The sequence below is a fragment of the Thiopseudomonas alkaliphila genome, from assembly GCF_001267175.1.
Lineage (GTDB): Bacteria > Pseudomonadota > Gammaproteobacteria > Pseudomonadales > Pseudomonadaceae > Oblitimonas > Oblitimonas alkaliphila.
On sequence record NZ_CP012358.1, the window covers coordinates 264821 to 291376 of the forward strand.

Annotated in this window: 20 protein-coding genes; 9 read left to right on the forward strand and 11 right to left on the reverse strand. The window is 46.8% G+C overall.

Annotation, left to right across the window (positions count from 1 at the left end; all coding sequences use genetic code 11):
- Positions 1-83: 83 nt before the first annotated feature.
- From AKN87_RS01310 to AKN87_RS01335, 6 genes are all read right to left on the reverse strand, one after another.
- Positions 84-674 carry a hypothetical protein gene (locus AKN87_RS01310; RefSeq protein WP_053102235.1) on the reverse strand — a complete coding sequence of 197 codons (591 nt, stop codon included), beginning with the start codon at positions 672-674 and terminating at the stop codon, positions 84-86.
- A gap of 357 nt (positions 675-1031) precedes the next feature.
- Complete coding sequence (gene ispD / locus AKN87_RS01315) at positions 1032-1757, reverse strand: 2-C-methyl-D-erythritol 4-phosphate cytidylyltransferase (RefSeq protein ID WP_053101694.1); 726 nt, start codon at positions 1755-1757, stop codon at positions 1032-1034.
- Positions 1754-2035: a septum formation initiator family protein gene (locus tag AKN87_RS01320; protein ID WP_080995572.1), complete on the reverse strand. Its 282-nt coding sequence runs from the start codon at positions 2033-2035 to the stop codon at positions 1754-1756. Before AKN87_RS01320 ends, ispD begins: the two co-directional genes overlap by 4 nt.
- 97 nt (positions 2036-2132) lie before the next feature.
- Positions 2133-3422 (reverse strand): phosphopyruvate hydratase, encoded by a 1290-nt coding sequence (gene eno / locus AKN87_RS01325; protein WP_053103594.1) that lies wholly within the window; start codon positions 3420-3422, stop codon positions 2133-2135.
- 68 nt (positions 3423-3490) lie between these two features.
- On the reverse strand, positions 3491-4336 hold the full coding sequence (gene kdsA, locus AKN87_RS01330; RefSeq protein WP_053102237.1) for a 3-deoxy-8-phosphooctulonate synthase: 846 nt from the start codon (positions 4334-4336) through the stop codon (positions 3491-3493).
- A complete protein-coding gene (locus AKN87_RS01335) occupies positions 4333-5964 on the reverse strand; it encodes a CTP synthase (RefSeq protein WP_053101697.1) in 1632 nt (543 codons plus the stop codon). The genes kdsA and AKN87_RS01335 overlap by 4 nt, the downstream gene beginning before the upstream one ends.
- A 327-nt stretch (positions 5965-6291) precedes the next feature.
- On the opposite strand from AKN87_RS01335, the gene htpG reads away from it, so the two are divergent.
- Both htpG and AKN87_RS01345 read left to right on the forward strand, forming a co-directional pair.
- Positions 6292-8178: a molecular chaperone HtpG gene (htpG, locus tag AKN87_RS01340; protein WP_053102238.1), complete on the forward strand. Its 1887-nt coding sequence runs from the start codon at positions 6292-6294 to the stop codon at positions 8176-8178.
- A 112-nt stretch (positions 8179-8290) separates the two neighbouring features.
- Positions 8291-9046, forward strand: coding sequence for a spermidine synthase (locus tag AKN87_RS01345; RefSeq protein ID WP_053103595.1), 756 nt, complete (start codon positions 8291-8293; stop codon positions 9044-9046).
- An 8-nt stretch (positions 9047-9054) separates the two neighbouring features.
- On the opposite strand, the gene AKN87_RS01350 is transcribed toward AKN87_RS01345, so the two are convergent.
- The 3 genes from AKN87_RS01350 to dinG form a co-directional block, all read right to left on the reverse strand.
- Positions 9055-9333: a hypothetical protein gene (locus AKN87_RS01350; protein ID WP_148561481.1), complete on the reverse strand. Its 279-nt coding sequence runs from the start codon at positions 9331-9333 to the stop codon at positions 9055-9057.
- A gap of 87 nt (positions 9334-9420) precedes the next feature.
- Positions 9421-10578 carry a serine hydrolase domain-containing protein gene (locus tag AKN87_RS01355; RefSeq protein ID WP_053102240.1) on the reverse strand — a complete coding sequence of 386 codons (1158 nt, stop codon included), beginning with the start codon at positions 10576-10578 and terminating at the stop codon, positions 9421-9423.
- A gap of 3 nt (positions 10579-10581) precedes the next feature.
- Positions 10582-12726 (reverse strand): ATP-dependent DNA helicase DinG, encoded by a 2145-nt coding sequence (gene dinG, locus AKN87_RS01360; protein WP_053102241.1) that lies wholly within the window; start codon positions 12724-12726, stop codon positions 10582-10584.
- A 129-nt stretch (positions 12727-12855) separates the two neighbouring features.
- On the opposite strand from dinG, the gene AKN87_RS01365 reads away from it, so the two are divergent.
- From AKN87_RS01365 to phaC, 7 genes are all read left to right on the forward strand, one after another.
- Entirely contained in the window at positions 12856-13344 is a 489-nt protein-coding gene (locus AKN87_RS01365) for a YchJ family protein (protein WP_053102242.1), read from the forward strand.
- A gap of 111 nt (positions 13345-13455) precedes the next feature.
- Positions 13456-14478: a quinone-dependent dihydroorotate dehydrogenase gene (locus AKN87_RS01370; RefSeq protein WP_053101703.1), complete on the forward strand. Its 1023-nt coding sequence runs from the start codon at positions 13456-13458 to the stop codon at positions 14476-14478.
- A gap of 125 nt (positions 14479-14603) precedes the next feature.
- Entirely contained in the window at positions 14604-15896 is a 1293-nt protein-coding gene (locus AKN87_RS01375; protein WP_064496131.1) for an efflux RND transporter periplasmic adaptor subunit, read from the forward strand.
- 3 nt (positions 15897-15899) lie between these two features.
- Complete coding sequence (locus tag AKN87_RS01380; protein WP_053102243.1) at positions 15900-18986, forward strand: multidrug efflux RND transporter permease subunit; 3087 nt, start codon at positions 15900-15902, stop codon at positions 18984-18986.
- On the forward strand, positions 18983-22093 hold the full coding sequence (locus AKN87_RS01385; protein WP_053102244.1) for an efflux RND transporter permease subunit: 3111 nt from the start codon (positions 18983-18985) through the stop codon (positions 22091-22093). The genes AKN87_RS01380 and AKN87_RS01385 overlap by 4 nt, the downstream gene beginning before the upstream one ends.
- Complete coding sequence (locus AKN87_RS01390) at positions 22078-23475, forward strand: efflux transporter outer membrane subunit (protein ID WP_053102245.1); 1398 nt, start codon at positions 22078-22080, stop codon at positions 23473-23475. The genes AKN87_RS01385 and AKN87_RS01390 overlap by 16 nt, the downstream gene beginning before the upstream one ends.
- A gap of 442 nt (positions 23476-23917) precedes the next feature.
- Positions 23918-25627 (forward strand): class I poly(R)-hydroxyalkanoic acid synthase, encoded by a 1710-nt coding sequence (phaC, locus tag AKN87_RS01395; RefSeq protein ID WP_053102246.1) that lies wholly within the window; start codon positions 23918-23920, stop codon positions 25625-25627.
- Positions 25628-25722: 95 nt separating this feature from the next.
- On the opposite strand, the gene AKN87_RS01400 is transcribed toward phaC, so the two are convergent.
- Positions 25723-26187 carry a YehS family protein gene (locus AKN87_RS01400; RefSeq protein WP_053101709.1) on the reverse strand — a complete coding sequence of 155 codons (465 nt, stop codon included), beginning with the start codon at positions 26185-26187 and terminating at the stop codon, positions 25723-25725.
- 29 nt (positions 26188-26216) lie between these two features.
- Positions 26217-26495 (reverse strand): peptidylprolyl isomerase, encoded by a 279-nt coding sequence (locus AKN87_RS01405; RefSeq protein ID WP_053101710.1) that lies wholly within the window; start codon positions 26493-26495, stop codon positions 26217-26219.
- Between the last annotated feature and the right edge of the window lie 61 nt (positions 26496-26556).

Here is a 26556-nt window from a genome sequence, read left to right on the forward strand (position 1 = left end):
ACACAAAAAAAGAGAGTCCAAAATGCCTTGAACTCTCTTTTTTCTTAACACCTAACTAAAATTAGCTAGATTAGCGCAATAAATTATTGCTCTGCTTTCTCTTTAGCCGACTCAAATGCATTTTTGGTTGCATCTTTAGCTTCTTGTAGCTTAGCTTTGGCATCCGTTTTTTCTGCGTTTAAACTTTCTTTGGCGGCATCAAGTTTATCTTTGGCCGATTGCTCAAGGGCCTCAGTTTTTTCATTGGCAGCTGCTTTTGCATCTAAAGCTTTTTCTTTAGCAGCTTCTTGAGCCGCGTCTAGTTTTGCTTCAGTTGCCTCTTTAGCTTTTTCAGCAGCCTCTTTACTTGCTTCTTTGGCATCTTCAGCAGCGTCTTTGGCTTTAGCTGCTTGATCTTCTGCTTTTTCTTTAAGCTTGTCAGTGGCTTCTTGGCTGTCATCAAGCGCATCTTTAGCAGCATCTTTTGCATCGTCTAGCTTGTCAGCCATCACCTCTTTAGCATCTTCAGCTTTTTGGCTAATGGCACTTGAAGTTTCACTGGCTGCTTGTTTGACTGAAGTGGCTGCATCGGATAAAGAGTCTTTAGCCGCTTGTTGTTTGTCCTCTGCAGAGTCGCAAGCAGCTAATCCTAAAGAGGCAGCAATAATCAGTGAACTTAGTAATGTTTTTTTCATGATGTTTCCTTAACGTATGAGGTGTAGCTATAGCAGAAAAATAATTTATCGTGGTATTTAATGTGCTTTAAGAGTTCAGTATAGCGCTAAAAGTTCAATAAAATGAGTAATGGCAGTACGCTACTCAGAACCTAAGCAATAAATACTTTATTTCATAAAAACTATCAAGTGGTGCTTGCCCAGACAGGCTCGTGTGTCACTTATCCAGCGCTCATCTGAAACAGTGGTTCGTATAGTTATAGATTAATGCAGAGGGATTTGTAGATGATATTCGATCTGATTGATTGTTATTGCTAGTGAAAAATAATGAGTATGAACTTAGCTCAATACACCTCATTAGGCGATTGTAATTGGCTATTAGCTTTCGGCAGTAGAGGCGAGTTGTTGTTGGAAAATGACTAAATCTTCAGGGTAAGTGATTTTATAGTTGTCGCTACGGCCTTCAACTAAGCGGACACTTAAGCCCGCCGCTTCAATTGCTGAGGACTCATCAGTAATATTAAGGCCTTTTTGTAAAGCATATTCGAGACATTCGAGTAGGGTGTTTAGGCGAAACATCTGTGGAGTTAGAGCATGCCAAATAACACTACGATCAATAGTTTTTGCAATGCTTGCAAGTCTTTGAGTGTTTGGCTGTTGAAGCTTGAGTGTATCTTTAGCGCGGTAAGCTAAAATGCCACCGGCAGCGTTTGACTGACTCACTTCATACAGTAATTTAAACAGGTCATTTTGTGCCAAGTTAGGGCGAGCTGCGTCGTGTACCAGTACCCAGTCATCGGCTAGGGCGCCATGGCTCTGAAGCGTTTTTAGAGCAAGAAGGACGGTGTCGGCTCGTTCTTTACCGCCTAAGCAGTTAATTACTTTAGGGTGTTGTGCTAGAGCTAAAGTTGGCCAATAGCTATCTTGGGCCGAGGTGGCAATTACTGCACCGAGTAAGTTAGGCAAAGTTAAAAAGCAGTCTGCAGTGTGCTCTAAAATAGTTTGTGTGGCCACTGTAAGGTACTGCTTGGGGAGTGAGGCGCCCATTCGGGTACCTATGCCTGCAGCAGGAATTATTAACCAAAAGTTAGGGAGTGCGTTCATGGAAGAATTAAGTAGAGAGTTTCATCGTCTTTAATCATGCCTAGTTCTTGACGAGCTCTTTCTTCGACGGTTTCTAGGCCCTTTTTCAGTTCAATGATTTCTGCTTCTAGCACCAAGTTACGCTCAAGTAGCGTTTCGTTTTCCGCTTGCTGCTCTGCAATGCGCTCAGTTAGTCTTTCTACAGCTTTGATACCGTCTTCACCATTCCACAGTTGATACTGTAAAAAAACTGCGATCGCAACCAGGACAATAAAGATAGATAAGTAGGGGCGCTTAATCATGGTGATTTGGGTTCATATAGAGAGAAAAGAATCCCGAGCGACTTTAGCTGAGTCAACTCGGGATTGCGAATAAATCAGATGAATTTATTCTAACTTAGCGGGTAAATTCAGCGCGACCTTTGTAAGGTGCTTTACCAGCTAACTGCTCTTCAATACGTAGCAATTGGTTGTATTTAGCTACACGATCAGAGCGGCAGAGAGAACCCGTTTTGATTTGGCCTGCAGCTGTACCAACAGCTAAATCAGCAATGGTGCTGTCTTCGGTTTCGCCGCTGCGGTGTGAAATAACTGCGGTATAACCTGCAGCTTTTGCCATTTGAATGGCTTCTAAGGTTTCTGTTAACGAGCCAATTTGGTTGAACTTAATCAGAATTGAGTTGGCGGTGCCGGTCTCAATGCCTTGCTTTAGAATCTTAGTATTGGTTACGAACAGGTCATCACCCACCAGCTGAACCTTGTCACCGATTTTATCAGTCAGAGCTTTCCAGCCATCCCAGTCGGACTCATCCATACCATCTTCAATCGAGATAATTGGGAAACGCTCAGTGAGGCCTGCGAGATAGTCTGCAAAGCCTGTGGCATCAAACTGCTTGCCTTCACCTGCTAAATCGTACTGGCCATCTTTGTAGAACTCAGTTGCGGCACAATCAAGGGCGAGGGTAACGTCTTCACCTAGGGTGTAACCGGCATTAGCTACTGCTTCAGCAATAGCGCCAAGCGCGGCTTCGTTGGACTCAAGGTTTGGCGCAAAGCCACCCTCATCACCGACTGCGGTGTTAAGGCCACGACCTTGTAATACTGCGCGTAAATGATGGAAAATTTCAGCACCCATGCGTAAAGCATCGGCAAAAGTTTTAGCGCCGACTGGCTGAATCATGAACTCTTGAATGTCCACGTTGTTGTCAGCATGCTCGCCGCCATTGATGATGTTCATCATCGGAACGGGCATTGAATATACACCAGGGGTGCCATTTAACTCGGCAATGTGTGCGTATAACGGCATGCCTTTAGCTTGTGCTGCTGCTTTAGCTGCGGCTAAAGACACTGCGAGAATAGCATTGGCCCCTAAGTTGGCTTTGTTTTCTGTGCCATCTAGGTCAAGCATGATTTGGTCAAGATTTTTTTGCTCAGTCGCATCTTTACCTAAGAGGGCGTCACGGATTGGGCCGTTAACATTGGCGACGGCTTTTAATACACCTTTACCGAGGTAGCGTGCTTTGTCGCCATCGCGTAGCTCTAATGCTTCACGCGAACCAGTCGAAGCACCTGAAGGTGCACAGGCACTGCCAATGATGCCATTGTCTAAAATAACATCCGCTTCAACGGTTGGGTTGCCGCGTGAATCAAGGACTTCGCGACCTTTAATGTCGACAATTTTTGCCATGGGGTTGGACTCTCCGTAATAAACAAACTGTTGCTCGCCCTCAGCCGCTGGCGAGCAAAGTGGGGGCATTAAGCCGTTTCAATCGGTGAAAAACTTTTAATCAAATCATCTAGCTGTTTGAGCTGAGTTAAAAAAGGCTCGAGCTTATCTAGACGTAGTGCACAAGGGCCATCACACAGGGCTTGCTCAGGGTTAGGGTGGGCTTCTAAAAAAAGCCCCGCCAATCCTTGACTCATGCCAGCTTTGGCTAAGTCCGTGACTTGCGCGCGGCGACCGCCTGCGGAATCACTGCGTCCGCCTGGCATTTGCAACGAGTGGGTCACGTCAAAGAACACTGGGTAGTTGAACTGCTTCATGATGCCAAAGCCCAGCATATCGACAACGAGGTTGTTATAGCCAAAGGCCGAGCCACGCTCGCATAAAATCAGTTGCTCGTTACCGGCTTCCTCGCACTTAGTGAGGATGTGTTTCATTTCATGGGGGGCTAAAAACTGTGCTTTTTTGATATTGATCACTGCATCAGTTTTCGCCATTGCCACGACTAAATCAGTTTGGCGTGATAAAAACGCGGGTAACTGAATAATGTCACAGACCTCGGCTACCGGTGCCGCTTGGTAGGGCTCATGCACGTCAGTTAATACTGGAACGTTGAAGGTGTCTTTGATTTCTTGAAAAATCTTTAATCCTTCATCAAGGCCAGGGCCACGAAATGAATGAATGGACGAGCGATTGGCTTTATCAAAGCTTGCCTTGAACACATAGGGAATACCTAAGCGTTCAGTCACTCGTACATATTCTTCACAGGCTTGCATTGCTAAGTCCCGTGACTCAAGTACGTTAATGCCACCAAACAAGACAAAGGGCTTGTCGTTAGCGATTTCAATATCTGCGACACGGATTACTTTTTGCGTCATGCTTTAAGTGCCTTTTGTTTAACTGCAGCCTTAACGAACTGACGGAACAGTGGGTGGCCGTCACGTGGGGTTGAAGTAAATTCAGGGTGGAATTGGCAGGCCACAAACCAAGGATGATCAGGGGCTTCAACTGCTTCAACTAAAGCGCCGTCTTCTGAACGACCAGAGACAATCAGTCCTGCTGCTTCTAGTTGTGGCAGAAGCGTATTGTTCACCTCATAACGGTGACGGTGACGCTCTTCAATTAGATCAGCACCATAGCTGCTGTGTACTTTGGTGCCTGGCATCAGCTGGCACTTTTGTGCACCTAAACGCATAGAGGCGCCGAGATCGGCTGCTTCGTCGCGCTGCTCTTTGCTGCCTGAAGCATCTTGCCATTCAGAAATTAGGCCCACCACTGGATGGCTCGAGTCTTTATCAAATTCTGTGGAGTTAGCATCGCTCCAGCCTAAAACGTTACGCGCAAACTCAATCACCGCCACCTGCATACCTAAGCAAATGCCAAGGTAAGGGATTTTATTTTCACGGGCATATTGCACGGCTTTAATTTTACCTTCGACCCCGCGCAAGCCAAAGCCACCAGGCACTAAGATGCCGTCCACATCTTTCAGTGCAGCTAAGCCTTTAGTTTCAATTTCTTCTGAATCAATGTAGCGCAGGTTAACCTTGGTACGGTTTTCAATTCCCGCATGGCTCATCGCTTCAATAAGCGACTTATAGGCATCGAGCAGTTCCATGTACTTACCGACCATGGCGATGGTGACTTCTTCGGTAGGGTTAAGCTTGGCATCAATTACCCGGTCCCACTCAGATAAATCAGCGGGCTTGCACTCTAAACCAAAGCGCTCCATAACAAAGTCGTCTACGCCTTGGCTATGTAATACGCCTGGGATTTTATAGATGGTATCGACATCGGGCAGGCTGATGACTGCGCGCTCTTCGACGTTGGTGAACAGTGCAATTTTACGGCGAGAGTCGACGTCAATTGAACGGTCTGAACGGCAGACAAGCACGTCAGGTTGTAAGCCAATTGAGCGCAGCTCTTTAACTGAGTGCTGTGTAGGCTTGGTTTTGGTTTCGCCGGCAGTAGCAATATAAGGCACTAAAGTTAAATGCATGAGCATGGCGCGTTTGGCACCTACTTCCACTCGCAGCTGACGGATGGCCTCTAAGAAGGGTTGCGACTCAATATCACCCACAGTGCCACCAATTTCGACCATTGCGATGTCTGCATCGCCAGCACCTTTAATGATTCGGCGCTTAATTTCATTGGTGATATGAGGAATTACCTGAATGGTAGCCCCTAAATAATCGCCACGACGTTCGCGACGAATCACGTCTTCGTACACACGGCCAGTGGTGAAGTTGTTATTTTGGGTCATGGTAGTACGAACAAAGCGCTCGTAGTGGCCCAAGTCTAAATCCGTTTCTGCGCCGTCATGGGTCACAAATACTTCACCATGCTGAAAAGGACTCATGGTGCCGGGGTCGACGTTAATGTAAGGGTCAAGCTTTAGTAAAGTGACTTTTAACCCTCGTGCTTCCAAAATTGCAGCTAAGGATGCGGAAGCGATGCCTTTTCCTAATGAAGAAACAACACCGCCCGTGACGAAGATATAACGCGTCATATAAGTACCTGGATTTAGCGTGTAGGTGGAATGTCCACCAAGGAAAGCGATAGTGGCTAACCAGTATCGCTTTTAGAAAAAAGCAGACACCAAGCCAGCACGAGACGGGAGAGTAGTCTACGCGAAAGGCTGCCTTGACTCAAACCTAGCGTTCTAAAAAAAGCGTTTATTTTTCTATCGCTGGGATTGGGGCTAAAAAAGCGATTGATTGGCAATAGTATTCAGTGAAAAAACTAATCCGCTAGCTAACGCCTTGAATTACTAAAGATTAATCCCCATAACTGAGCTATCTAAAACCTATCGGTCGTAACTAGCGGAGTTTAAACAATGAGTGTTGAAACCCTTGGCTTTCAAACTGAAGTCAAACAATTACTGCATCTGATGATTCATTCTTTGTATTCCAACAAAGAAATTTTTGTGCGTGAACTCATTTCTAACGCTTCAGATGCGGTCGATAAATTGCGCTTTGAAGCCTTGGCTAAGCCAGAGTTATTAGCGGAAGATCCGGAACTAAAAATTCGCGTTAGCTTTGATGAAGAGGCTAAGACGTTAACCATTGAAGATAATGGCATTGGGATGAATCGCGAAGAGGTGATCGCACACCTTGGTACCATCGCCAAATCAGGTACTGCAGATTTTTTAAAGAGTTTAACCGGCGATCAGAAAAAAGATTCGCAATTAATTGGTCAGTTTGGGGTGGGCTTCTATTCGGCCTTTATCGTAGCGAAGCAGGTGGATGTGTATACCCGTCGTGCCGGTGAAAGTGCTGAGCAAGGTGTGCTTTGGAGTTCTAAAGGCGAGGGTGAGTTTGATCTGTCACCGATAACTAAAGAAAGCCGCGGCACTAAAATTGTTCTGCATTTAAAAGACGATGAAACTGAGTTTGCCGATGGCTGGCGCTTGCGCAACATTATTACCAAGTACTCCGATCATGTGGCGTTACCGATTGAATTGCCAAAACAAGTCAATGCTGAAGAGGAGCAGGCAAGTGAAGAGTGGGAAGTGGTCAACCGCGCTAGTGCGCTTTGGACTCGCTCACGCTCTGAAGTGAAAGACGAAGAGTATCAAGAGTTTTATAAACATGTAGCCCATGACTTTGAAGACCCATTAACTTGGAGTCATAACAAGGTTGAGGGCAAGCTTGAATATACTTCATTGTTATACATTCCTAAGCGTGCGCCCTTTGATTTGTATCACCGCGAGGCACCTAAAGGCTTAAAGTTGTACGTGCAGCGGGTATTTATTATGGATCAGGCAGAAGAGTTTTTGCCGCTGTATCTGCGCTTTGTCAAAGGAATTGTCGATTCTAACGATTTATCTTTAAACGTCTCCCGTGAAATTCTGCAAAAAGATCCAGTGATCGATAGCATGAAAACCGCTCTGACTAAGCGAGTGCTGGATATGCTGGAGAAAATGGCAAAGAATCAACCAGAAGATTATCAGACGTTCTGGAAGGCCTTTGGTCAAGTGTTAAAAGAAGGCCCTGCCGAAGACTTTGCTAACAAAGAAAAAGTAGCCGGTTTACTGCGCTTTGCTTCAACCCATAATGGCAATGCCGAGCAGAATGTTAGTCTTGCAAGTTACCTAGAGCGGATGCAGGAAGGTCAAGATAAGATTTATTTCTTAACCGGTGAAAGCTACGATCAGGTAAAAAATAGCCCACACCTTGAGGTTTTCCGTAAAAAAGGTATTGAGGTGCTGTTGCTTACTGACCGTATTGATGAGTGGCTGATGAGCTATCTCACCGAGTTTGAGGGTAAAGCCTTAGTTGACGTAGCACGGGGTGATTTAGATTTAGGCGCCCTTGATTCAGAAGAGGACAAAAAAGCTCAAGAGGCGGTGGCTAAAGAAAAAGAGGGCTTAATTGAGCGCTTGACAGAAGTTTTGAAAGAACAGGTCGCAGAGGTGCGAGTGTCCCATCGCCTAACTGAGTCTCCGGCTATTTTAGCTATTGGCGAGCAAGATCTCGGCTTGCAGATGCGCCAAATCTTAGAAGCCAGTGGTCAGGCGGTGCCTGAGTCTAAGCCGATTTTTGAAATCAACCCAACGCATCCCTTGGTCGCCAAGCTGGATGCCGAAGCGAATCAGCAGCGCTTTGCTGACTTAGCCCTAGTCTTGTTTGATCAGGCGGCATTAGCCGCGGGTGATCATCTCAAGGATCCGGCGGCTTATGTTCAGCGCTTGAATAAATTGCTGCTTGAGTTGTCTGCTTAAGATGGAGTCTGTAGCGCACAAAGCCTGAGGGATTATCCTCAGGCTTTTTTGTTTTGGCTAAGTCAGTTCACTTAGCTGGTGTAAGAGTAGGAGTGTGTACGCGGTGAGGCAACTGTTTCGAGCGCCCAAAATTTTAGCCGAAGTTGAGGATGAGCACGGTTTGATTCGTGTGGTTGAACGGGGGCTGTATCGTTTTTTAGAGTTTGGCCAAACCCAAGCTGAGCAAAGCCGTGTACTGACTGCCGATCCGGCTTGGTTAGAGTATGACTATGCGCGGGCCATGCTGTTAGCTGCGCTACTGCATCCGCAGCCTGAGAGCGCATTATTTTTAGGTTTAGGGGCTGGGACCGTCACCCATGCTTGCTTAAAGGCTTTACCTGATCTATTTGATGTTGAAGTGATTGAGCTACGCGCCGAGGTGCTGCGTTTAGCTGAACAGTATTTGGGATTTCCCCAGGATGAGCGGTTAACGATCCGCATTGGTGATGCCCATCGGCTGTTATCCAGTGCGGAGCGGAGCGACTTGATCTTTGTTGATTTGTATCTAGAAGAGGGGCCTGATCAAGGGCATTTGCAGTGGGGCTTTTTACGGCATTGTTATGATCTACTAGAGCCTGGTGGTTGGTTGATTATTAATCAGTGGGCAACCTGGGAAGGGAAGCCCTTAGGTGCACCTATTTTACGCGGGGTGTTTGGGCGAAATTACTGGGAAATTCCTGTAACCGATGGCAATGTGATTGTCTTAGTGCCGCAGCATGATAGTGCCCAGTTAGATCTTGCGACGCTGCGCAACCGAGCCATGCAAGTGACAGCTCAGTTAGGTTTTGATCTGCGTTATTTAATCAATAAAATTCGCCCAGCCAGTTAATAGTACAGTTAACGCACAGTGGAAGAATTATGTTGATGGCTGGTTTTTTGTGCTGGCTTGTTCGGCATTTGTTTGACCTTAGAGCGTAGCGATAAGGGCAGCAGAACCATCCCTGAAATCAGCAATCCAGCAGAGATATAACCTAAAATGCCAGCAATTAAAGAGTAAGAGGTTTCCCCAAGGGCTTCGCGGTTAATAATGGCGCTTAGCCAATCGTAATAAATTTGTCCAGAAAGGCAGCCAACGCCTAAAAAAATAAGTAATACACCTAAATACATTATTTTCATTTTGTTAGCCTAAAATCCCCTATTAAGGGTGGTCAATCCATGATGATGAGTAGTAAAGAGCAATGGCTAGGGTTACTAATATTGTCCTTAACTAAGTAATTCGGTCACTTTATGGGTTAATCGCTGGGCTCTAGGGTCCATTAATACATAAGGGCCTAGGCTGTTTGTGACGAAGGCAAAGGCCACATTTTTTGCCGCATTCGCGCAACCGAGTGTACCACCCGCACCGGGGTGACCGAAAGAATTTGCAAATAAATTAAAGCGAGCAGTGGCAGGTTGTGTTTGATCAAGCATGATGCCTAAGCCAAAACGGGTAGCTAAGCCTAAAGTTTGATCTAGCCCCACACTGTGCTGGCGACACATGTTTGCAAGACTTGCAGGCTCTAGCAGCTGGCCACTAAGTAACGTGTGATAAAAGCTGGCTAAAGCACGTGCGGTGCCATGAATGTTTGCCGCAGGTTGCTGCATGGTACGCCATTGCGGGGTATTGGTTTGATTAAGCATCCCTGGCGGATTATTAAACGCTAAGTGGGTCAAGCTTTGAGGCTGTTGTAGGCGTGTCATGAGTTGTTGGGCAGCATTATCCCCAACCGTTTTTAAGCGACTAACATCGCTAACCCTTGTTAGCTGTTCAGCAGTCAAGCCAAGATATAAGTCTAATGCTAAAGGCTGGCAAAGAGACTGCTGAATAAACTCGCCTGGCATTAAGCCTGTTACTTGTCGAACCAGCTCGCCCGTTAGCCAGCCAAAAGTCATCGGAGCATAGCCATGGTGAGTAGCGCTGGGTGTCCACCATGGCGCTTGAGCAGCTACTGCTTGGGTCATGCATGGCCAGTCGTACAGTGCTTGAGCGAGTAGTGGACGAGAGATTGCCGGTATGGCAGCTTGATGGTTAAGCAGCTGGGCAACGGTAATTTGCTCTTTACCGGCTTGGGCAAAAGCCGGCCAGTAGTCTGCAACTGGGCGCTCTAACGCCAGTTTTCCTTGCTCGACCAGTAATAAAATCGCGGCACTGATAATGGGCTTACCAGCAGAAAATAAGTTAACTAAGGTGTTCTCTTGCCAAGGCTGAGTGCGAGCGCGATCGCTATAGCCGGCCCACAAATCCACTACCACCTCGCCTTCATGCATCACGCAGAGTGCCGCGCCCCGTTGCTCTGGGCTATTAAATAATTGAGCAAACTCTGTAGCCAGTGAGCTAAAAGCTGGGGTGTAGGTGCCATTTAATTGGTCAAGTGCAAGCATGGTTTAGTAATCAATTTGGCGTTTAAAGGGCGGTAGCGAGTTTAATATGGCTTTACCATAACGCTGAGTTACTACTCGGCGATCGAGTAAGGTGACCGAGCCTTTATCTTGCTCGTTACGCAATAAGCGGCCACACGCTTGCACTAACTTTAGCGAGGCATCGGGCACCGCAATTTCCATAAAGGGGTTGCCACCACGGGCTTCAATCCATTCTGCTAGGGCAGCTTCTACTGGATCATCGGGAACCGTGAAGGGAATTTTGGCAATGACGACGTGTTCGCAATAGGCGCCCGGTAAGTCTACCCCTTCAGCAAAACTGGCTAACCCGAAAAGAGTCGATTTTTTTCCTTGATCAATTCGGGCTTTATGTTGATTTAAGGTTTCTTGGCGCGATAAGTGGCCCTGTACCAGCACTTGTTGTCGCCAATCAGCTTCTAAACCATCAAACACATCTTGCATTTGTCGTCTAGACGAAAACAATACTAAGCTGCCTTGCGCCTGCTCAAGAATAGAGGGTAGTTCACGAATAATGGCGGCGGTATGGGCTTCGGCTTGGCGTGGATCAGCCTTCAGGTCAGGCACATGTAAAACACCAGCTTGCTCGTAGGAAAAAGGGCTAGGTGCTATGGCAGTGACAGTGGATTTAGGTAAGCCTGCGCGCATACTAAAGCGGGTAAAGTTACCGAGCGCAGTTAAGGTGGCGGAAGTAACAATCGCGCCATAAGCTTGATTCCATAGGGACTGCCTTAAAGTCTGGGCCGCTAAAATAGGGCTAGCATTCACTTCAATATCCATACTGCCGCGCTCTGGCACTGACAACCAGCGCGCATTTGGTGGCTCATCGACGGCATCTTCGGCGGTGAAGGTAGTCCATAATGAGAAATTAGCTTCGGCCCGTGCCAGTAAGCTACCAAATAAGGGATACCATTCTTCTGCTTGCGCGGCGGTGATGCCTAAGCTGGTGTCTTCATCCATTACTTTTTTTAGTAACTCAGTGACAGAGGAAAGTTGGGTTACTAGCTGGGAGAATCCTTGTTTTAGCTGGCTGCCGAGCTCAAGTAATGGCTCAGGGATAATGCCGCCAATAAAACGATAGCGGGGAGCCTCGTAACTTTCCTGTTGGGCTCCCCAGTCAAAAGCAGCGATCTCTTCACAAGCATTAAACATAAATTGTTGTAATGGCCGTAACTCTTTAGCGCTGACGGTGGCTTGCTCTAGCAAACGGCCTAAATCACCAGGAATGGGGTTTTGTGCTAGCAAACGGGTGAGGTTTTTATCTACTTGGTTTAGCCAGTCGGCCGTGCTTTTAAGGCGCGTTTGGTAAGCGAAATGATTAATGGCTTTGTCTGGCAGATGGTGGCCTTCATCAAAAATATACAAGGTGTTTTTAGGGGACGGCAAGACGGCGCCACCGCCCAGTGCTAAGTCGGCCAACACCATGTCATGGTTAGTGACAATCACATCGGCTTTGGTCATACCTTCACGGGCTTTGTAAAACACACATTGCTCAAAGTTAGGGCAATGTCGGCCGGTGCATTGGCTGTGGTCAGTGGTAACTTGTGACCATTGCTGATCCTCTAAGGTGGTAGGCCAGCTATCCCGGTCACCATCCCAGCGTCCACTGGCTAAGCGCTCCATCATTTTTGAAAGTAACTCAAGGTTTTCTTGATTGACTTCAATTCGAAAACCTTCATCGGCAAATAGTTCTGCTGTGGTGCCTTGGGCATGACCTTCTTGTAATAAGATATCAAGCTTAGAGAGGCATAGGTAACGGCCACGCCCTTTGGCCAGGGCAAAACTAAACTGTAGCCCGCTGTTTTTAATCAGGTCGGGTAAGTCTTTATGGATAATTTGCTCTTGTAGCGCCACAGTTGCTGTGGCTAGTACTAGGTTTTTCTGCGCGCGCTTAGCAATAGGAATGGCAGCTAGGCTATAGGCTACCGTTTTACCGGTACCGGTGCCTGCTTCAATGGCAATAATGGCCGGTTCACCCTCACGCACACCTTCTTCATCAACCTCAATTGCGCCGACGGCTTTGGCTACTTCGGCAATCATCAGTCGTTGGCCATAGCGAGGCTTAAGCGCTTTTTGCTCTAAAAAGCGACTGTAAGCAGACTGAATAGTGTGTTTTAGCTCGTTGTCTAGCATGGGGTAAGGCAAATCCTAGTGCTGCACTAGCGCTGAAATATAGGGCTAGCTGTATGTATAATCAGTTTGTGGGCAGTGTATAATAATTGGCATTGTTTAAGAAGTGATACAGCTAAAGGTAAATCTTTGATGAAGAGCACGCTATGTGTTTGTGGCAGTGGGCAAGCTGCACAGTATTGTTGTCTGCCTTTACATCAAGGGCAGTGGGCTGAGACGCCAGAGCAGTTAATGCGTTCGCGCTATGCTGCGTTTGTTGAGCAACAGATTGATTATTTGGTGAATACTACTCATCCAGCACAACAGCACGGATTAGATTTGCCTGCCATTTGGCAGTGGAGTCAGAGGAGCCAATGGCAAGGGCTAGAGGTATTACATTGGGATTATTTAAATCCTGAGCAAACCTTAGCTACGGTTAGTTTTATTGCGCGCTGGGCAGAAGCTGGTGTAGCCCAACAACATCAAGAATGCTCGTTGTTTATTCGCCGCGCTGATCAGCGTTGGTATTTTTTAGATCCAACGGTGCAGGTAAAAACTAAGCGTAATGAGCCTTGCCCATGCTTAAGCGGTAAAAAAATTAAGCAGTGTTGTCTAAGGGAGTTAGCTTTACAAAAACAGTAAAGAAAGTAAGGGACGTGTTATACCAGTATAAGTAAGCGTGAGTGAAATGTGCTTCATAAAATTTAAAGGGTATACTGCAGCTACTTTATTTATCTGTTAGACATATTGGCTATGTATTCTCTTGCTCGCAATCTTCTTTTTAAACTTGCTCCAGAAACCGCTCACGAACTTTCCATTGATTTAATTGGTGCTGCTGGCCGTTTAGGTGTTTCTGGAGCGCTATGTAAAGCGCCTCAGTCATTACCAGTAAATGTCATGGGGATTCAATTTCCGAATCCAGTGGGATTAGCCGCTGGCCTTGATAAAAATGGTGAGGCCATTTTAGGGCTTGCACAGATGGGCTTTGGCTTTATTGAGGTGGGTACCGTAACGCCGCGTCCACAACCTGGTAATCCCAAACCGCGTTTATTTAGAATCCCAGAGAAGCAGGCGATTATTAACCGTATGGGCTTTAATAATCATGGCGTGGATTACTTACTACAGCGTGTGCAGGCTGCTAATTATCAAGGCGTACTAGGGATTAACATTGGTAAAAATATTGATACCCCTGTTGAGCGTGCTGAAGAAGATTATTTGATTTGCTTAGAGAAAGTGTACAACCACGCCAGTTATGTAACGGTCAATGTGAGCTCGCCTAACACACCCGGTTTACGCAGCTTACAGTTTGGTGAGTCATTGATTAACTTATTGGAAGCCTTGCGCCGTAAACAAGAAGACTTAACGGCTGAATGGGGCAAGCGTGTGCCGTTAGCGATTAAAATTGCGCCTGATATGACCGATGAAGAAGTGTGTCAGGTTGCTAAAATACTGCGTGAAACAGGAATGGATGCGGTAATTGCTAGCAACACCACACTGGATAAAACAGAGGTAGAACACTTGGCATTTGGTAATGAAGCAGGTGGCTTATCCGGTGCGCCTGTGCGCCATAAGAGTACTCATGTAGTCAGTGTGTTAGCTGAAGAGCTTAAGGGCGAGCTGCCGATTATTGCTGTAGGTGGAATTACTGAAGGGCAGCATGCCGCAGAAAAAATTGCGGCTGGCGCCAGTTTGGTACAAATTTATACAGGTTTTATGTATCAGGGGCCGCGCTTAATTCGTGAGGCTATTGATCATATTGCGCAGCTTCCTCGTTAACTTACTATCTTGTTACTCCTAGCGCATACTTTGCGCTAGGAGTAACGTAAATTCCCCGTAAAGTTTCTGACATCCTGAAATTAGCCTGCTATCTTGCACACTCCCAAGGAATGTGACGGTTAATCATGTCTGCTTTATCAACTTCTACAGTTAAAAAATCTCGCGTTAAAACTTTTTTAGTATGGCTGATGTTGCTAGTGCTTATAGCTACTGGCGTATGGTGGTTTTGGTTTAAGCCAGACGCTGAAGTGACAGCTAAGCCCGAAGGGGCAATGATCGGTAGCCCACGACGCGGTGGCAGCTTTATGGGCGCAGCGGTTCCTGTACACTTAGCTGAGGTGCTGCAGTCTGAATTTATTGTTAAGCAGCAAGCGCTAGGTACAGTCACTGCGTGGCAGCAGGCCGAAGTTACCAGCCAGGTTAGTGGTCCGTTGCAGGCGGTTCACTTTAAAGAAGGTGATTGGGTTGAGCAGGGCGTAGTGCTGGCGCAGATTGACCCTAGACCATTTCAAGCCGCGCTCGATCAGGCCCAAGGCAGTTTACAAGAAATGCAGGCACAGCTTAAAAATGCCGAGCAAGAACTTAAGCGCTATCAAGGGCTATTTAAGGATGACTCTATTGCGCGCCAGACCTATGAAAACCAACAGTCCCAAGTCAACCAATTGCGTGCCAGCGTAGTCAGTCGTCAAGCTCAGGTTAAAACAGCCCAGCTAAATTTAGACTATGCAAAAATCACAGCGCCTATCAGCGGCTATTTAGGATTACGCCAAGTCGATACGGGTAACCATTTAACTGCAGGTAGTACAGTATTGGTCAGCATCACTCAGATGAATCCGATTGCGGTGAACTTTACTATTCCAGAGCAGCAATTAAATGAGGTGTGGCAGGCGTATACCCAACAGCAAAAGCTCATGGTGGAAGCTTGGAGTCGTGATGAAACATTACTGTTGGCCGAAGGTACACTGCAAAGTATTGATAACCAAGTCGATAGCAGTACCGGTAGCGTACGATTAAAAGCTGCCTTTGATAATCAGCAACAAACCTTATTTCCTAATCAGTTTGTTAACGTTCGTCTGCATACTAAAACCTTAGCAGATGCACTATTAATGCCAGCCGATGCGATTCAATTTGGTGTGCAGGGTACCTTTGCTTGGGTAGTGGATGATGAGTTAACAGTAAGTATTCGACCTATCACTGTAGGGCCTAGCGATGGGGTAAATACTGTGGTGCTCTCGGGGTTAGCCGCGGGAGAAAAAGTGGTAGTAGAAGGGGTGGACCGTTTGCGTACTGGCAGCAAAGTTGAGCCCGTACAGCCACCGGCCAATGAGAGCGAGGAGCCCGCTGAAAAATCAATTCAGACCCTTAAGCACACCGAACTCAATAGTGGCGAATCACGCACAGAGCCGCAGGGTCAGTAAGCAATGAATCTGTCACGGATTTTTATTCTGCGTCCAGTTGCTACCACACTGTTGATGGTAGCGATATTTTTGACCGGCATTTTGGCGTATCGCTTACTGCCAGTGGCAGCTTTGCCCCAGGTGGATTATCCCACGATTCGGGTGATGACCTTATATCCAGGGGCCAGCCCTCAGGTTATGACCAGTGCCGTGACGGCACCTTTGGAGCGTCAGTTTGGGCAAATGCCAGGCTTAGAGCAGATGTCATCTACCAGTTCGGGCGGTGCTTCGGTAATTAGCCTGCGCTTCAGTTTGGAAGTTGATTTAGAGATTGCGGAGCAAGAAGTGCAGGCAGCGATTAACGCCGCGACCAATCTATTACCTAATGATTTACCCGCGCCGCCGGTTTATAACAAGGTTAATCCAGCCGATAGCCCAGTTTTAACCTTAGCCATTAGTTCTGACAGTATTCCGCTGCCTGAAGTGAATGATTTAGTCGATACTCGTATGGCGCAAAAAATCGCCCAGATTAACGGCGTAGGCTTGGTTAGTTTAGGCGGTGGTCAACGGCCAGCGGTACGAATTCAGGCCAATAGTCAGGCGTTAGCTGCAGCAAACCTAACGCTGGCAGATATTCGCAGTGTAATCACGCGGGCAAACGTCAATCAGCCCAAAGGCAGCATTGATGGCCCATCGCGTATTACGCAAATCGATGCCAATGATCAGCTGCGCTCAGTTACAGAATATGAAAACTTAATTCTGACCTATAACGAGGGCAATGCCCTGCGTTTAGGGGATGTTGCCACTATTGTGGATGGTGCAGAGAATCAACGGCTTGCCGCTTGGGCTAATAAACAGCAGGCCGTGTTATTAAACATTCAGCGCCAGCCTGGAGCGAATGTGATTGAAGTGGTGCAGCGGGTTGAGCAGTTACTGCCACAGATTATTAGTAGCTTGCCAGCCGGGGTGGAGGTGAGTGTGTTAACAGACCGCACCCAAACCATTCGTGCCGCGGTGGATGATGTGCAATTTGAAATGTTGCTGGCAGTTGCTTTAGTGGTGCTAGTGACGTTTCTATTTTTACGCCGATTTGCAGCTACGTTAATTCCTTCGGTCGCCGTGCCGTTGTCTTTAATTGGCACCTTTGGCGTCATGTATCTTGCTGGATTTTCCTTAAATAACCTCACCTTAATGGCATTAACCATTGCTACCGGCTTTGTGGTGGATGATGCCATTGTGATGTTAGAAAACATTACTCGGCACCTAGAAAATGGTGAGCCACCCTTACAAGCAGCCCTCAAGGGGGCTAAGCAAATTGGTTTCACGCTTATTTCGTTAACTTTTTCTTTGATTGCGGTGTTGATTCCCCTGCTGTTTATGGCAGATGTGGTGGGGCGTTTATTTAGAGAGTTTGCTATTACTTTGGCGGTGGCGATTCTTATTTCACTGGTTATTTCCTTAACCCTCACCCCGATGATGTGCGCCAAACTGTTAAAGCCCAAAGCAGTGACAGATACGCCTGAGCGTGATTGGTTAAGTCGTACCATTGAACATTACAGTCATAGTTTGACTTGGGTATTGCGTCATCAAGGCTTAACGTTATGGGTGGCAGTGGCAACTTTTGCGCTGACCGCCTTGCTGTGGCTTGTGGTACCTAAAGGTTTTTTCCCCGAGCAAGATACTGGGGTGATCCAGGGGATTTCAGAGGCGCCACAGAGTATTTCCTTTGCCGCGATGAGTGAGCGCCAGCAACGTTTAACTCAGGTGTTGTTGCAAGATGAAGCGGTGGCCAGTGTCTCTTCACAAATTGGTATTGATGGAGATAACCCAACCCTTAATACCGGGCGCATGCTGATTAATTTAAAACCTTTTTCCGAGCGTAGTGTAAGCGCCAATCAAGTGATTGAGCGTCTGCGTCCAGAGTTGGCTAAGGTCGTCGGCATTGAGTTATTTTTACAGCCAGTACAAGACCTAAGTATTGAGGATCGAGTGAGTCGTACTCGCTATCAATTTAGTTTGGAGTCGGCAGATCCTCAGCTATTAGAAAGTTGGGCGCCACAACTGATAGAACAGCTGGCGGCCAGTGAGTTATTGCAAGACGTCACCAGTGACTTACAAGCTCAAGGTCTAGAGCTGTACTTGCAACTTGATCGCGATATGGCCGGGCGTTTGGGTGTGACTGTCGCCAGTATCACCGATGCGCTTTATGATGCCTTTGGCCAGCGGCAGATTTCCACGATTTTTACGCAAACCAGTCAGTACCGTGTGGTACTAGAAAGCCAGATCAATGCACAGCAAATTGAGCAGGCACTAGAGCAAGTGCATGTAAAGAGTAGCCAAGGTATGGCAGTTAGCTTGCAGCAGCTGATGAAAGTTGAGCAACGAGCGGCTCCTTTATTGGTTAATCACATAGGACAATTTCCGGCGGTGACGGTTTCTTTTAACCTAGCGCCTGGAGTGTCCTTGGGTGAAGCGGTCAACTTAATTGAACAAACTGAACAGGCCTTAGCGATGCCACCGGCAATTCAGAGCCAGTTTCAAGGGGCTGCGGCTGCTTTTAGAGCGTCACTGTCAAGCACGTTATGGCTGATTTTGGCCGCGGTCGTGACCATGTATTTGGTACTTGGTGTATTGTATGAAAGCTACATTCATCCGATTACGATCCTCTCAACTTTACCCTCCGCAGCGATTGGTGCTTTATTGGCGCTGTTACTAACCGGTACTGACCTTAGCTTGATCGCCATTATTGGCATCATATTATTGATTGGAATCGTGAAGAAAAACGCCATCATGATGATTGACTTTGCTTTGGACGCTGAGCGTAATCAGCAAGTGCCGGCAGAACAGGCCATTTTTCAAGCGGCATTGTTACGTTTTCGCCCCATTTTAATGACTACCTTAGCTGCACTCTTTGCCGCATTACCGCTGATGTTTGCCAGCGGTTCAGGCGCAGAGTTACGCCAGCCCTTAGGGGTTGTGATGGTGGGCGGGTTATTGTTAAGTCAGCTACTGACCTTGTACACCACGCCCGTGATTTATCTGTTTTTTGAGCGTATTAGTCAGCGCTGGCAGCAACGTTCTGCATCCAAAGCGTCTGGAGCGTTGCAGTGAGTTTGTCAGCTCCCTTTATCGTGCGCCCAGTCGCGACTTTATTGTTGACCTTGGCAATAGTGTTGCTGGGTATATTGGGCTTTCGTTTGCTGCCAGTGTCGCCCTTACCGGATATGGATTTCCCTGTCATTACCGTGCAAGCCAGCTTGCCGGGGGCTAGCCCGCAGGTTATGGCAGCGACTGTGGCGACACCACTGGAGCGCTCATTAGGCAGCATTGCTGGGATTGAGCAAATGACCAGTCGCAGTGGCCAAGCTAGTACGCGGGTGATTGTGCAGTTTGAACTGGGGCGTGATATTAATGCAGCAGCGCGGGAAGTACAGGCAGCGATTAATGCTGCCCGCGAATTGTTGCCAAGTGGGATGCGTAGTATGCCAACCTACCGTAAAGTCAATCCGACCCAAGCTCCCATCATGGTGCTGGCGCTGACCAGTGAAGTGCTCGAGAAAGGGCAGTTGTATGATCTAGCCTCCACTGTGGTGGCGCAAAAGCTTTCTCAAGTGCAAGGCGTAGGCGACGTGCAAATTGGTGGTAGCTCGCTGCCCGCGGTACGGGTTGAGTTACAGCCTAGGCGTTTAGAGCATTACGGTATTGCGCTGGATGAAGTACGACAAACGATTAATGCGGCCAGTGTGCGTAAACCCAAAGGGCAGCTAGAACAAGGTAGCCAGCACTGGCAAATACAATCCAATGATCAATTACACACGGCAGAAAGTTTTGCCCCGTTAATTATTCGCTACCATGATGGCGCAGCACTACGCTTATCGGACGTTGCTAAGGTCTATGACAGCGTTGAAAACCGCTATAACAGTGGCTTTTTTAACCATGAAGATGCGGTATTGCTAGTCATTAATCGCCAAGCCAATGCCAATATTATTGCCACCATTGAGGCAATCCAGAAGGAGTTACCAAGCTTACAAGCTGTGTTGCCCGCCAGTGCAAATTTGCAGGTAGCCATGGATCGCTCATCGGTGATTCGCGCTACCTTACATGAGGCAGAGCAAACGTTGTTGTTAGCGACTGGCTTGGTGATGTTAGTGGTTTGGCTATTTTTAGGGCATTGGCGTTCAGCACTGATTCCAGCTTTTGCTGTACCTGTTTCGCTGATAGGTAGTTTTGCGGTGATGTATCTGCTGGATTTCTCATTAAACAACCTGTCATTGATGGCGTTAATTATTGCGACCGGCTTAGTGGTCGATGACGCGATTGTGGTCTTAGAAAACATCGCACGTCATATCAAGCTTGGGCTGAGCCCGTTACAAGCAGCGCTTAAAGGCTCTAAAGAAGTTGGCTTTACGTTATTGTCGATGAACCTGTCGCTGGTGGTGGTGTTTGTTTCAATTCTCTTTATGGGCGGCATCATCGAGCGCTTATTTCGCGAGTTTTCGATTACTTTAACCGTGGCAATTTTAATCTCGCTGTTGGTATCGCTAACACTGACGCCAATGCTTTGTGCAAAATGGCTGAGTAGCGATACGGTAACAGAGAGTGAGCAAACAATTAGCCAAAGTCGCTGGCAGCAGCGTAACCAGCAGTTTCAAGCATGGGTATTGGCAGGGTATGAACGGGGCTTAAACTGGTCGCTACGACATCGAAAAACTATGTTGTTAGGCGTAATCTTTACCATTGCCGCCAATATCGCGCTGTTTATCAGCGTGCCGAAAACCTTTATGCCACAACAAGACACTGGGCAATTAATGGGCATGATTCGCAGTGATGACGGACTGTCGTATCACACTATGCAGCCCAAAATGGAAGCCTATCGCCAAGCTTTACTGAAAGATCCAGATGTGGCTAGTGTGGCTGGTTTTATTGGTGGTGGCAGTAATGCATTTTTGATTGTGCGATTAAAACCCATTACCGAGCGGAGTTTAGGAGCGCAAGCGATTGTTAATCGATTACGTACGCAAATGCCACAAATTGCAGGCTCACGTTTATTTTTATGGCCAGAGCAAGATATGAATATTGGTGGACGCGAAGGTGGCAGTTCGCAGTATGAATACGCGCTGTTAGCCAGTGATTTAGCTGACTTACGGGAATGGCAGCCCAAAGTGCGCGATGCTTTTAAGAAACTACCAGAACTGACTGACATTGATAGCCGTGAAGGGCGTGGCGCACAGCAAATCACACTAGAAGTAGACCGTGAGCAGGCAGCCCGTTTAGGTGTAGATATGGCGATGGTGACTGCATTGCTAAATAACGCCTTTAGCCAACGTCAGGTGGCAACCATTTACGAAACGCTTAATCAGTACAGCGTGGTGATGGAGCTCGGACCAGAGTTTGTCGGCTCGCCTGAGGCGCTGCATCAACTCAAAATGGTTACGGCGGATGGCAAACAAGTGCCGCTATCGGCATTTACTCGCTGGCAAAATACCTTAGAAAATGAGCGAGTGATGCATGAAGGACAGTTTGCGGTAGAGAGTATTAACTTTGCTTTAGCTGAAGGGGTAAGCCTTGATCAAGCTGCTCGGGCGATTGAGCAAGCGATGGCGGAAATTGCTTTGCCGACCGAAGTGCAAGGCAAAATGGGCGGCACCGCAGGCGCTTTTCAAAGTACGCAAAGTAATCAAGGCTGGATGATTTTATTGGCCTTAGTAATTGTGTATTTAGTTCTCGGAGTTTTATATGAGAGTTATGTGCATCCGCTGACGATTTTATCTACCTTGCCTTCAGCGGGTGTCGGTGCGCTATTAGCTATTCAGCTGACAGGCGGAGAATTTAGCTTGATCTCATTGCTGGGCTTATTCTTGCTAATTGGGATTGTTAAAAAGAATGCGATTTTAATGATCGACTTTGCCTTGCAACTTCAGCGAGAGCAGGGCATGCCAGCAATCGAGGCTATTCATGCCGCCTGTTTACAGCGTTTTCGGCCGATTATGATGACCACCATGGCGGCTATTTTAGGTGCCTTACCCTTATTGTTGAGTTCAGCGGAAGGTAGCGAAATGCGCCAGCCGTTAGGCTTAGCTATTGTTGGTGGCTTGGTGCTGAGTCAAATGTTGACCTTGTTCAGTACACCGGTGGTGTATTTGTTTTTTGAGCGCTTTAATCGTCAGCGTTCGCGTTTAGTCGTTAATAAGGATTCTGCTCCATGTCCCCGCGCTTAACTTGTCAGTCAGTTGTTGTAAAGCCACTTGCTTTCGCTGTGTTATTAGCTATGTCGGGTTGTACCTTAGGGCCAAGTTATGAGCGCCCAGAAGTTAATACGGGAGCAGCCTATCAAGCGTTAAATGGTTGGCAGGTAGCCGGACAAGTGCCAGCAGTAGCCGAAAATTGGTGGCTGTTGTATCAGGCGCCAGAGCTAAATCAGCTGATGCAGCAGCTGGATCAGCAAAATTTGAGCTTACAGGCAGCGGAAGCTGCTTGGCGTGAAGCTAGAGCATTAGTGGGGGGCAGTCGCGCGCAGTTATATCCCAGTGTTGATGGTCGTGTGAATGCCAGTCGTAGCTCACGCAATGAGGCAGTGAGTGAGTCAAAAGAAGTCGCCTTAGGCTTAAGTTGGCAGTTAGATTTATGGGGTAAAATTCGCCGCCAAGTAGAAGCCAGTACGGCCAACTTGCAAGCCAGTGCTGCTGACTGGGCTGCAATTAAGCTTAGTTTGCGTACTGAGTTGGCACAAAACTATCTGAACCTGCATATTACTGATCAGCAGCTGGGGTTGTATCAGCAAACTTTAGACAGTTACCGTCGAGCATTAACTATGACGGAAAAACGTTATCAGGCCGGTTTAGTGACTAAGGCCGATGTCAGCCAAGCGTTAACTCAGTTAAACAATGCCAAGGCGCAGCAGCTAGAGCTTAGCTGGCAGCGTAATCGCTATCAAAATGCGATCGCCCGCTTAGTGGGGGTACCACCAAGTTCCGTGCAGCTGGAACCACAGCTTCATAGATTAGCCGTGCCGGAAGTCCCCAAAGAGTTACCGGCTAACTTATTGCAACGGCGTCCTGATATTGCAGTGGCTGAAGCTCGGGTTAAGGCTGCTAATGCGGAGATAGGGGTAGCCCAAGCTGCTTACTTTCCTGACCTAACGTTATCAGCTAGTTTGGGCTATCAGAGTGAGTCTTTAGCTCACTGGATAAGTACCCCAAATCGTGTGTGGTCACTGGGGCCTGCGTTTGCTATGGCCTTGTTTGATGCCGGAGCGCGTAAAGCTAAAGTAGAGCAAGCAGAGGCGCGCTATGATCAAGTGGTGGCTAATTACCGTTTAGCGGTATTGAATGCCTTGGTAGAAGTGGAAGACTTATTAGCGCAACTGAGCATGTTGCAGGCTTCTTTGGGTGTACAGCGCCAAGCGTTAGCCGCCAGTCAAGAAACCTTACGAATTAATACGAATCAATATCAAGCGGGGTTAGTTGACTATCTTTCGGTCAGCAGTGCGCAAACGGCTGTATTAAACAGCCAGCGAAATCTTCTCAGCACCCAGGCCAATTACTTGATCGCCGTCGCTCAGTTAATGTCTGCTTTGGGTGGTGGCTGGGATCGGGGGTGAGTCATAGGGTCGCTATAAATTTTTACCTGCCAAAACATTTATTTTCCAAGCTCTGGTAATTGAGAGGGTAGTTAGTCCAGCGCTATCCTAAAAAGCAGTAGCCTCTTTGAGCAGTAGTTGAATATGTTCGACTGCTGCCTTAGTAGCGGTGCATTTGCGGCCTTATTCTTAAGTCGTGAGGCGTTAAGTCTAAAAAATCTAATAATAGATAGACTTATATCAAGGTTATTTCTAATAGCCTAATAAAACTAGCCATAGGGAGAACTATTGTTATTAAATTGCTTCATAACTAAGTCTAGCCAAATAAAACGTAATAATTAAGCCTTAGACTGGTATTGTTCAGCTAAAAGATGTGGAGAATGGTTATGCTTATTTTGCAGGCATAAGTTGGTAAACCTGGTTGTTTCGTCCTTAGCGCTCATCACTTATGGAGAAAATAAAAATGGAAAGTAAGCTAACCCCGCTATTTAGTCCAGCATGGTCTATGCAGACACCTTTTTCAGTGGATTATAGTATTCAACACTTGAAAGCCTGGGTCGCAATTAATCCTTGGTTTAAGCAGGATGACACCAGTCAGTGGTTTGATGTCCCAAGTGATGTTAAACACAAGATGCAAATGGAATATCAGGGGGCTTGGGCTGAAATAGGCCTTAAGTTGATGTTGCAGCAGCCGTTTAGTTTTACGGATCGCCGCTTTAAAGGGGAGCATTGGTCGCAACCTTTATTTGGTTCGGTAGCGGCTTATTATTTATTGAACTCCAGCTTTATTATGCGCTTGCTTGATGAGTTGCCAGTGAAGTCAGAGAAAGCTAAAAAGCGCTTAGCCTATTTAGTTGAGCAAGCTGTAGCGGCAACTGCGCCTAGTAACTTTTTAGCCACTAATCCTGAAGCCTTACATAAAGCAGTAGAAACCGGTGGTGCCAGCTTATTAAGTGGCATGATGCATCTGATGAGTGATATGCAAGAAGGCAAGATGCGCCAATGTGATGCTGGTGACTTTAAAATTGGCGAAACGGTAGCTGCAACCGAAGGTAATGTGGTGTATGAGAATGATTTATTCCAACTTATCCATTACCAGCCTAAAACAGCTAAGCAATTCAAGCGGCCCATGTTAATTGCACCGCCTGCAATTAATAAATATTACATTTTAGACTTAACTGAAAAAAAATCTGTGGTACGTCATTTACTTGAACAAGGGCACAGTGTGTTCTTAATGTCGTGGCGTAATTTCGATATGGATACGGCGCATATTACTTGGGATGACATGGTGCAAGATGGCATTATTAATGCCATTGGCATTGTTCGAGCACTAACTAAAGAAACAACCCTTAACTGTGTCGGTTTCTGTATTGGTGGTACCTTGCTCTCATCTGCATTGGCTGTATTAGCAGCGCGCGGGGATACTGACTTTGCTAGCTTAACGCTGTTAACTACGTTCTTAGATTATGTCGATACTGGCCCGATTGATGTATTTGTTGATGAGGAAATGGTGCAGTACCGTGAGCGAACCATTGGTGGGCAGCAAGGGGGCTATCCTGGATTGTTCCGTGGCGAGGATATGGGTAATACCTTCTCCTTGTTGCGTCCCAATGAGTTGTGGTGGAACTACAACGTCGATAAGTACTTGAAAGGCGAAAAACCTAGAACCTTGGATTTATTATTTTGGAATAACGACAGTACCAATTTACCAGGGCCGATGTATTGCTGGTATTTACGCCATACTTATTTGCAGAATGACTTAAAGTCAGGAACCTTATCCTGCTGTGGTGAAACCTTGGATTTAGCTGCGATTAAGACGCCGGCTTTTATTTTAGGTACCAAAGAGGATCACATTGTTCCTTGGCGCAGTGCTTATGCAAGCCGTCAAGTGCTAGGCGGAGAGACGCACTTTATCTTGGGGGCTTCTGGACATATTGCCGGCGTGATTAATCCGCCTGCAGATAATAAGCGCTCTTATTGGGTGAATGAGGCCCCAGTTGAATCGCCAGAACAGTGGTTTAAAGGGGCAACAGAGCATCCAGGCAGCTGGTGGACTGAGTGGTATGCATGGTTAGCTAAGCACAGTGGGACACAGGTTGCAGCACGCAAGGCGGTAGGTAGTAGTACTTATCCGGTGATTGAGCCAGCGCCTGGGCGTTATGTAAAAGGTTAGTTGTTGCTACGTAGCGGATTTGATGAATCATTAAGCCCTCAATTCATATTGGATTGAGGGCTTTTTATTGCATACTAGTTTGCTAGTTTGTTCAGTTAGAGAGCAGGTCGGTAACGACGAGCTAAACCTATTAAGAAACTGCGTAGTAATTGATCGCCGCAACTGCGGTAGTTACTGTGTTCTGGGTTACGAAACAGTGCACTTAGCTCATGTTTTGAGAGTTCGAAATCGACTGAGGCGAGTATTTCCAGCATCTCGGCCTCTTGCAAAGAAAAAGCAATGCGTAGTTTTTTCAGGATTTGGTTGTTCGTGAGGCGCAGGTTAGCAGGGGCCATGGATTGCGGGCTAGGTCCCCGTTTTTCGATAATCAAACTGTCTAATACGTTGTGTAAGGTGGCATCTGTGCAACGCTTAAAAGAGCCTTGTTCTTCATTGGCTAAATAGCTTTTAAGTTCTTCAAGACTTAATTCAGGTTGTTTAAGATGAATTAGTGCTAAAAAATCAGGATCGGATAAGTTGAGCGTATAGCGTAGGCTACGCAGTACATCATTATTAATCATAAAATACCTTAAGGGGAAGAGGTTTGGCTTTAGTCTCGGTAAAATACATGGACTAAATGATAGCCAAACTTAGTTTTGATAGGCCCGTGAACAACACCTGTGGGCTTTTTGAAAATTACTTGATCAATGGCTGGCACCATTTGTTTGGGGCGAACTTCTCCTAGGTCACCGCCACGTTTAGCTGAAGCACAGAGTGAAAATTTTTTGGCTAGTTGATCAAAAGCAGCACCTTTAGCTAAGCGCTGTTTAAGGTTCTCTGCTTCTGCTTGGGTTTTGACTAAAATATGGCGTGCCATTGCAGTAGCCATTGCATACTCCGCTAAAAATAATGAGTTTACTTGATTTCTACTCTAGGCGGGAGGTTGAGGT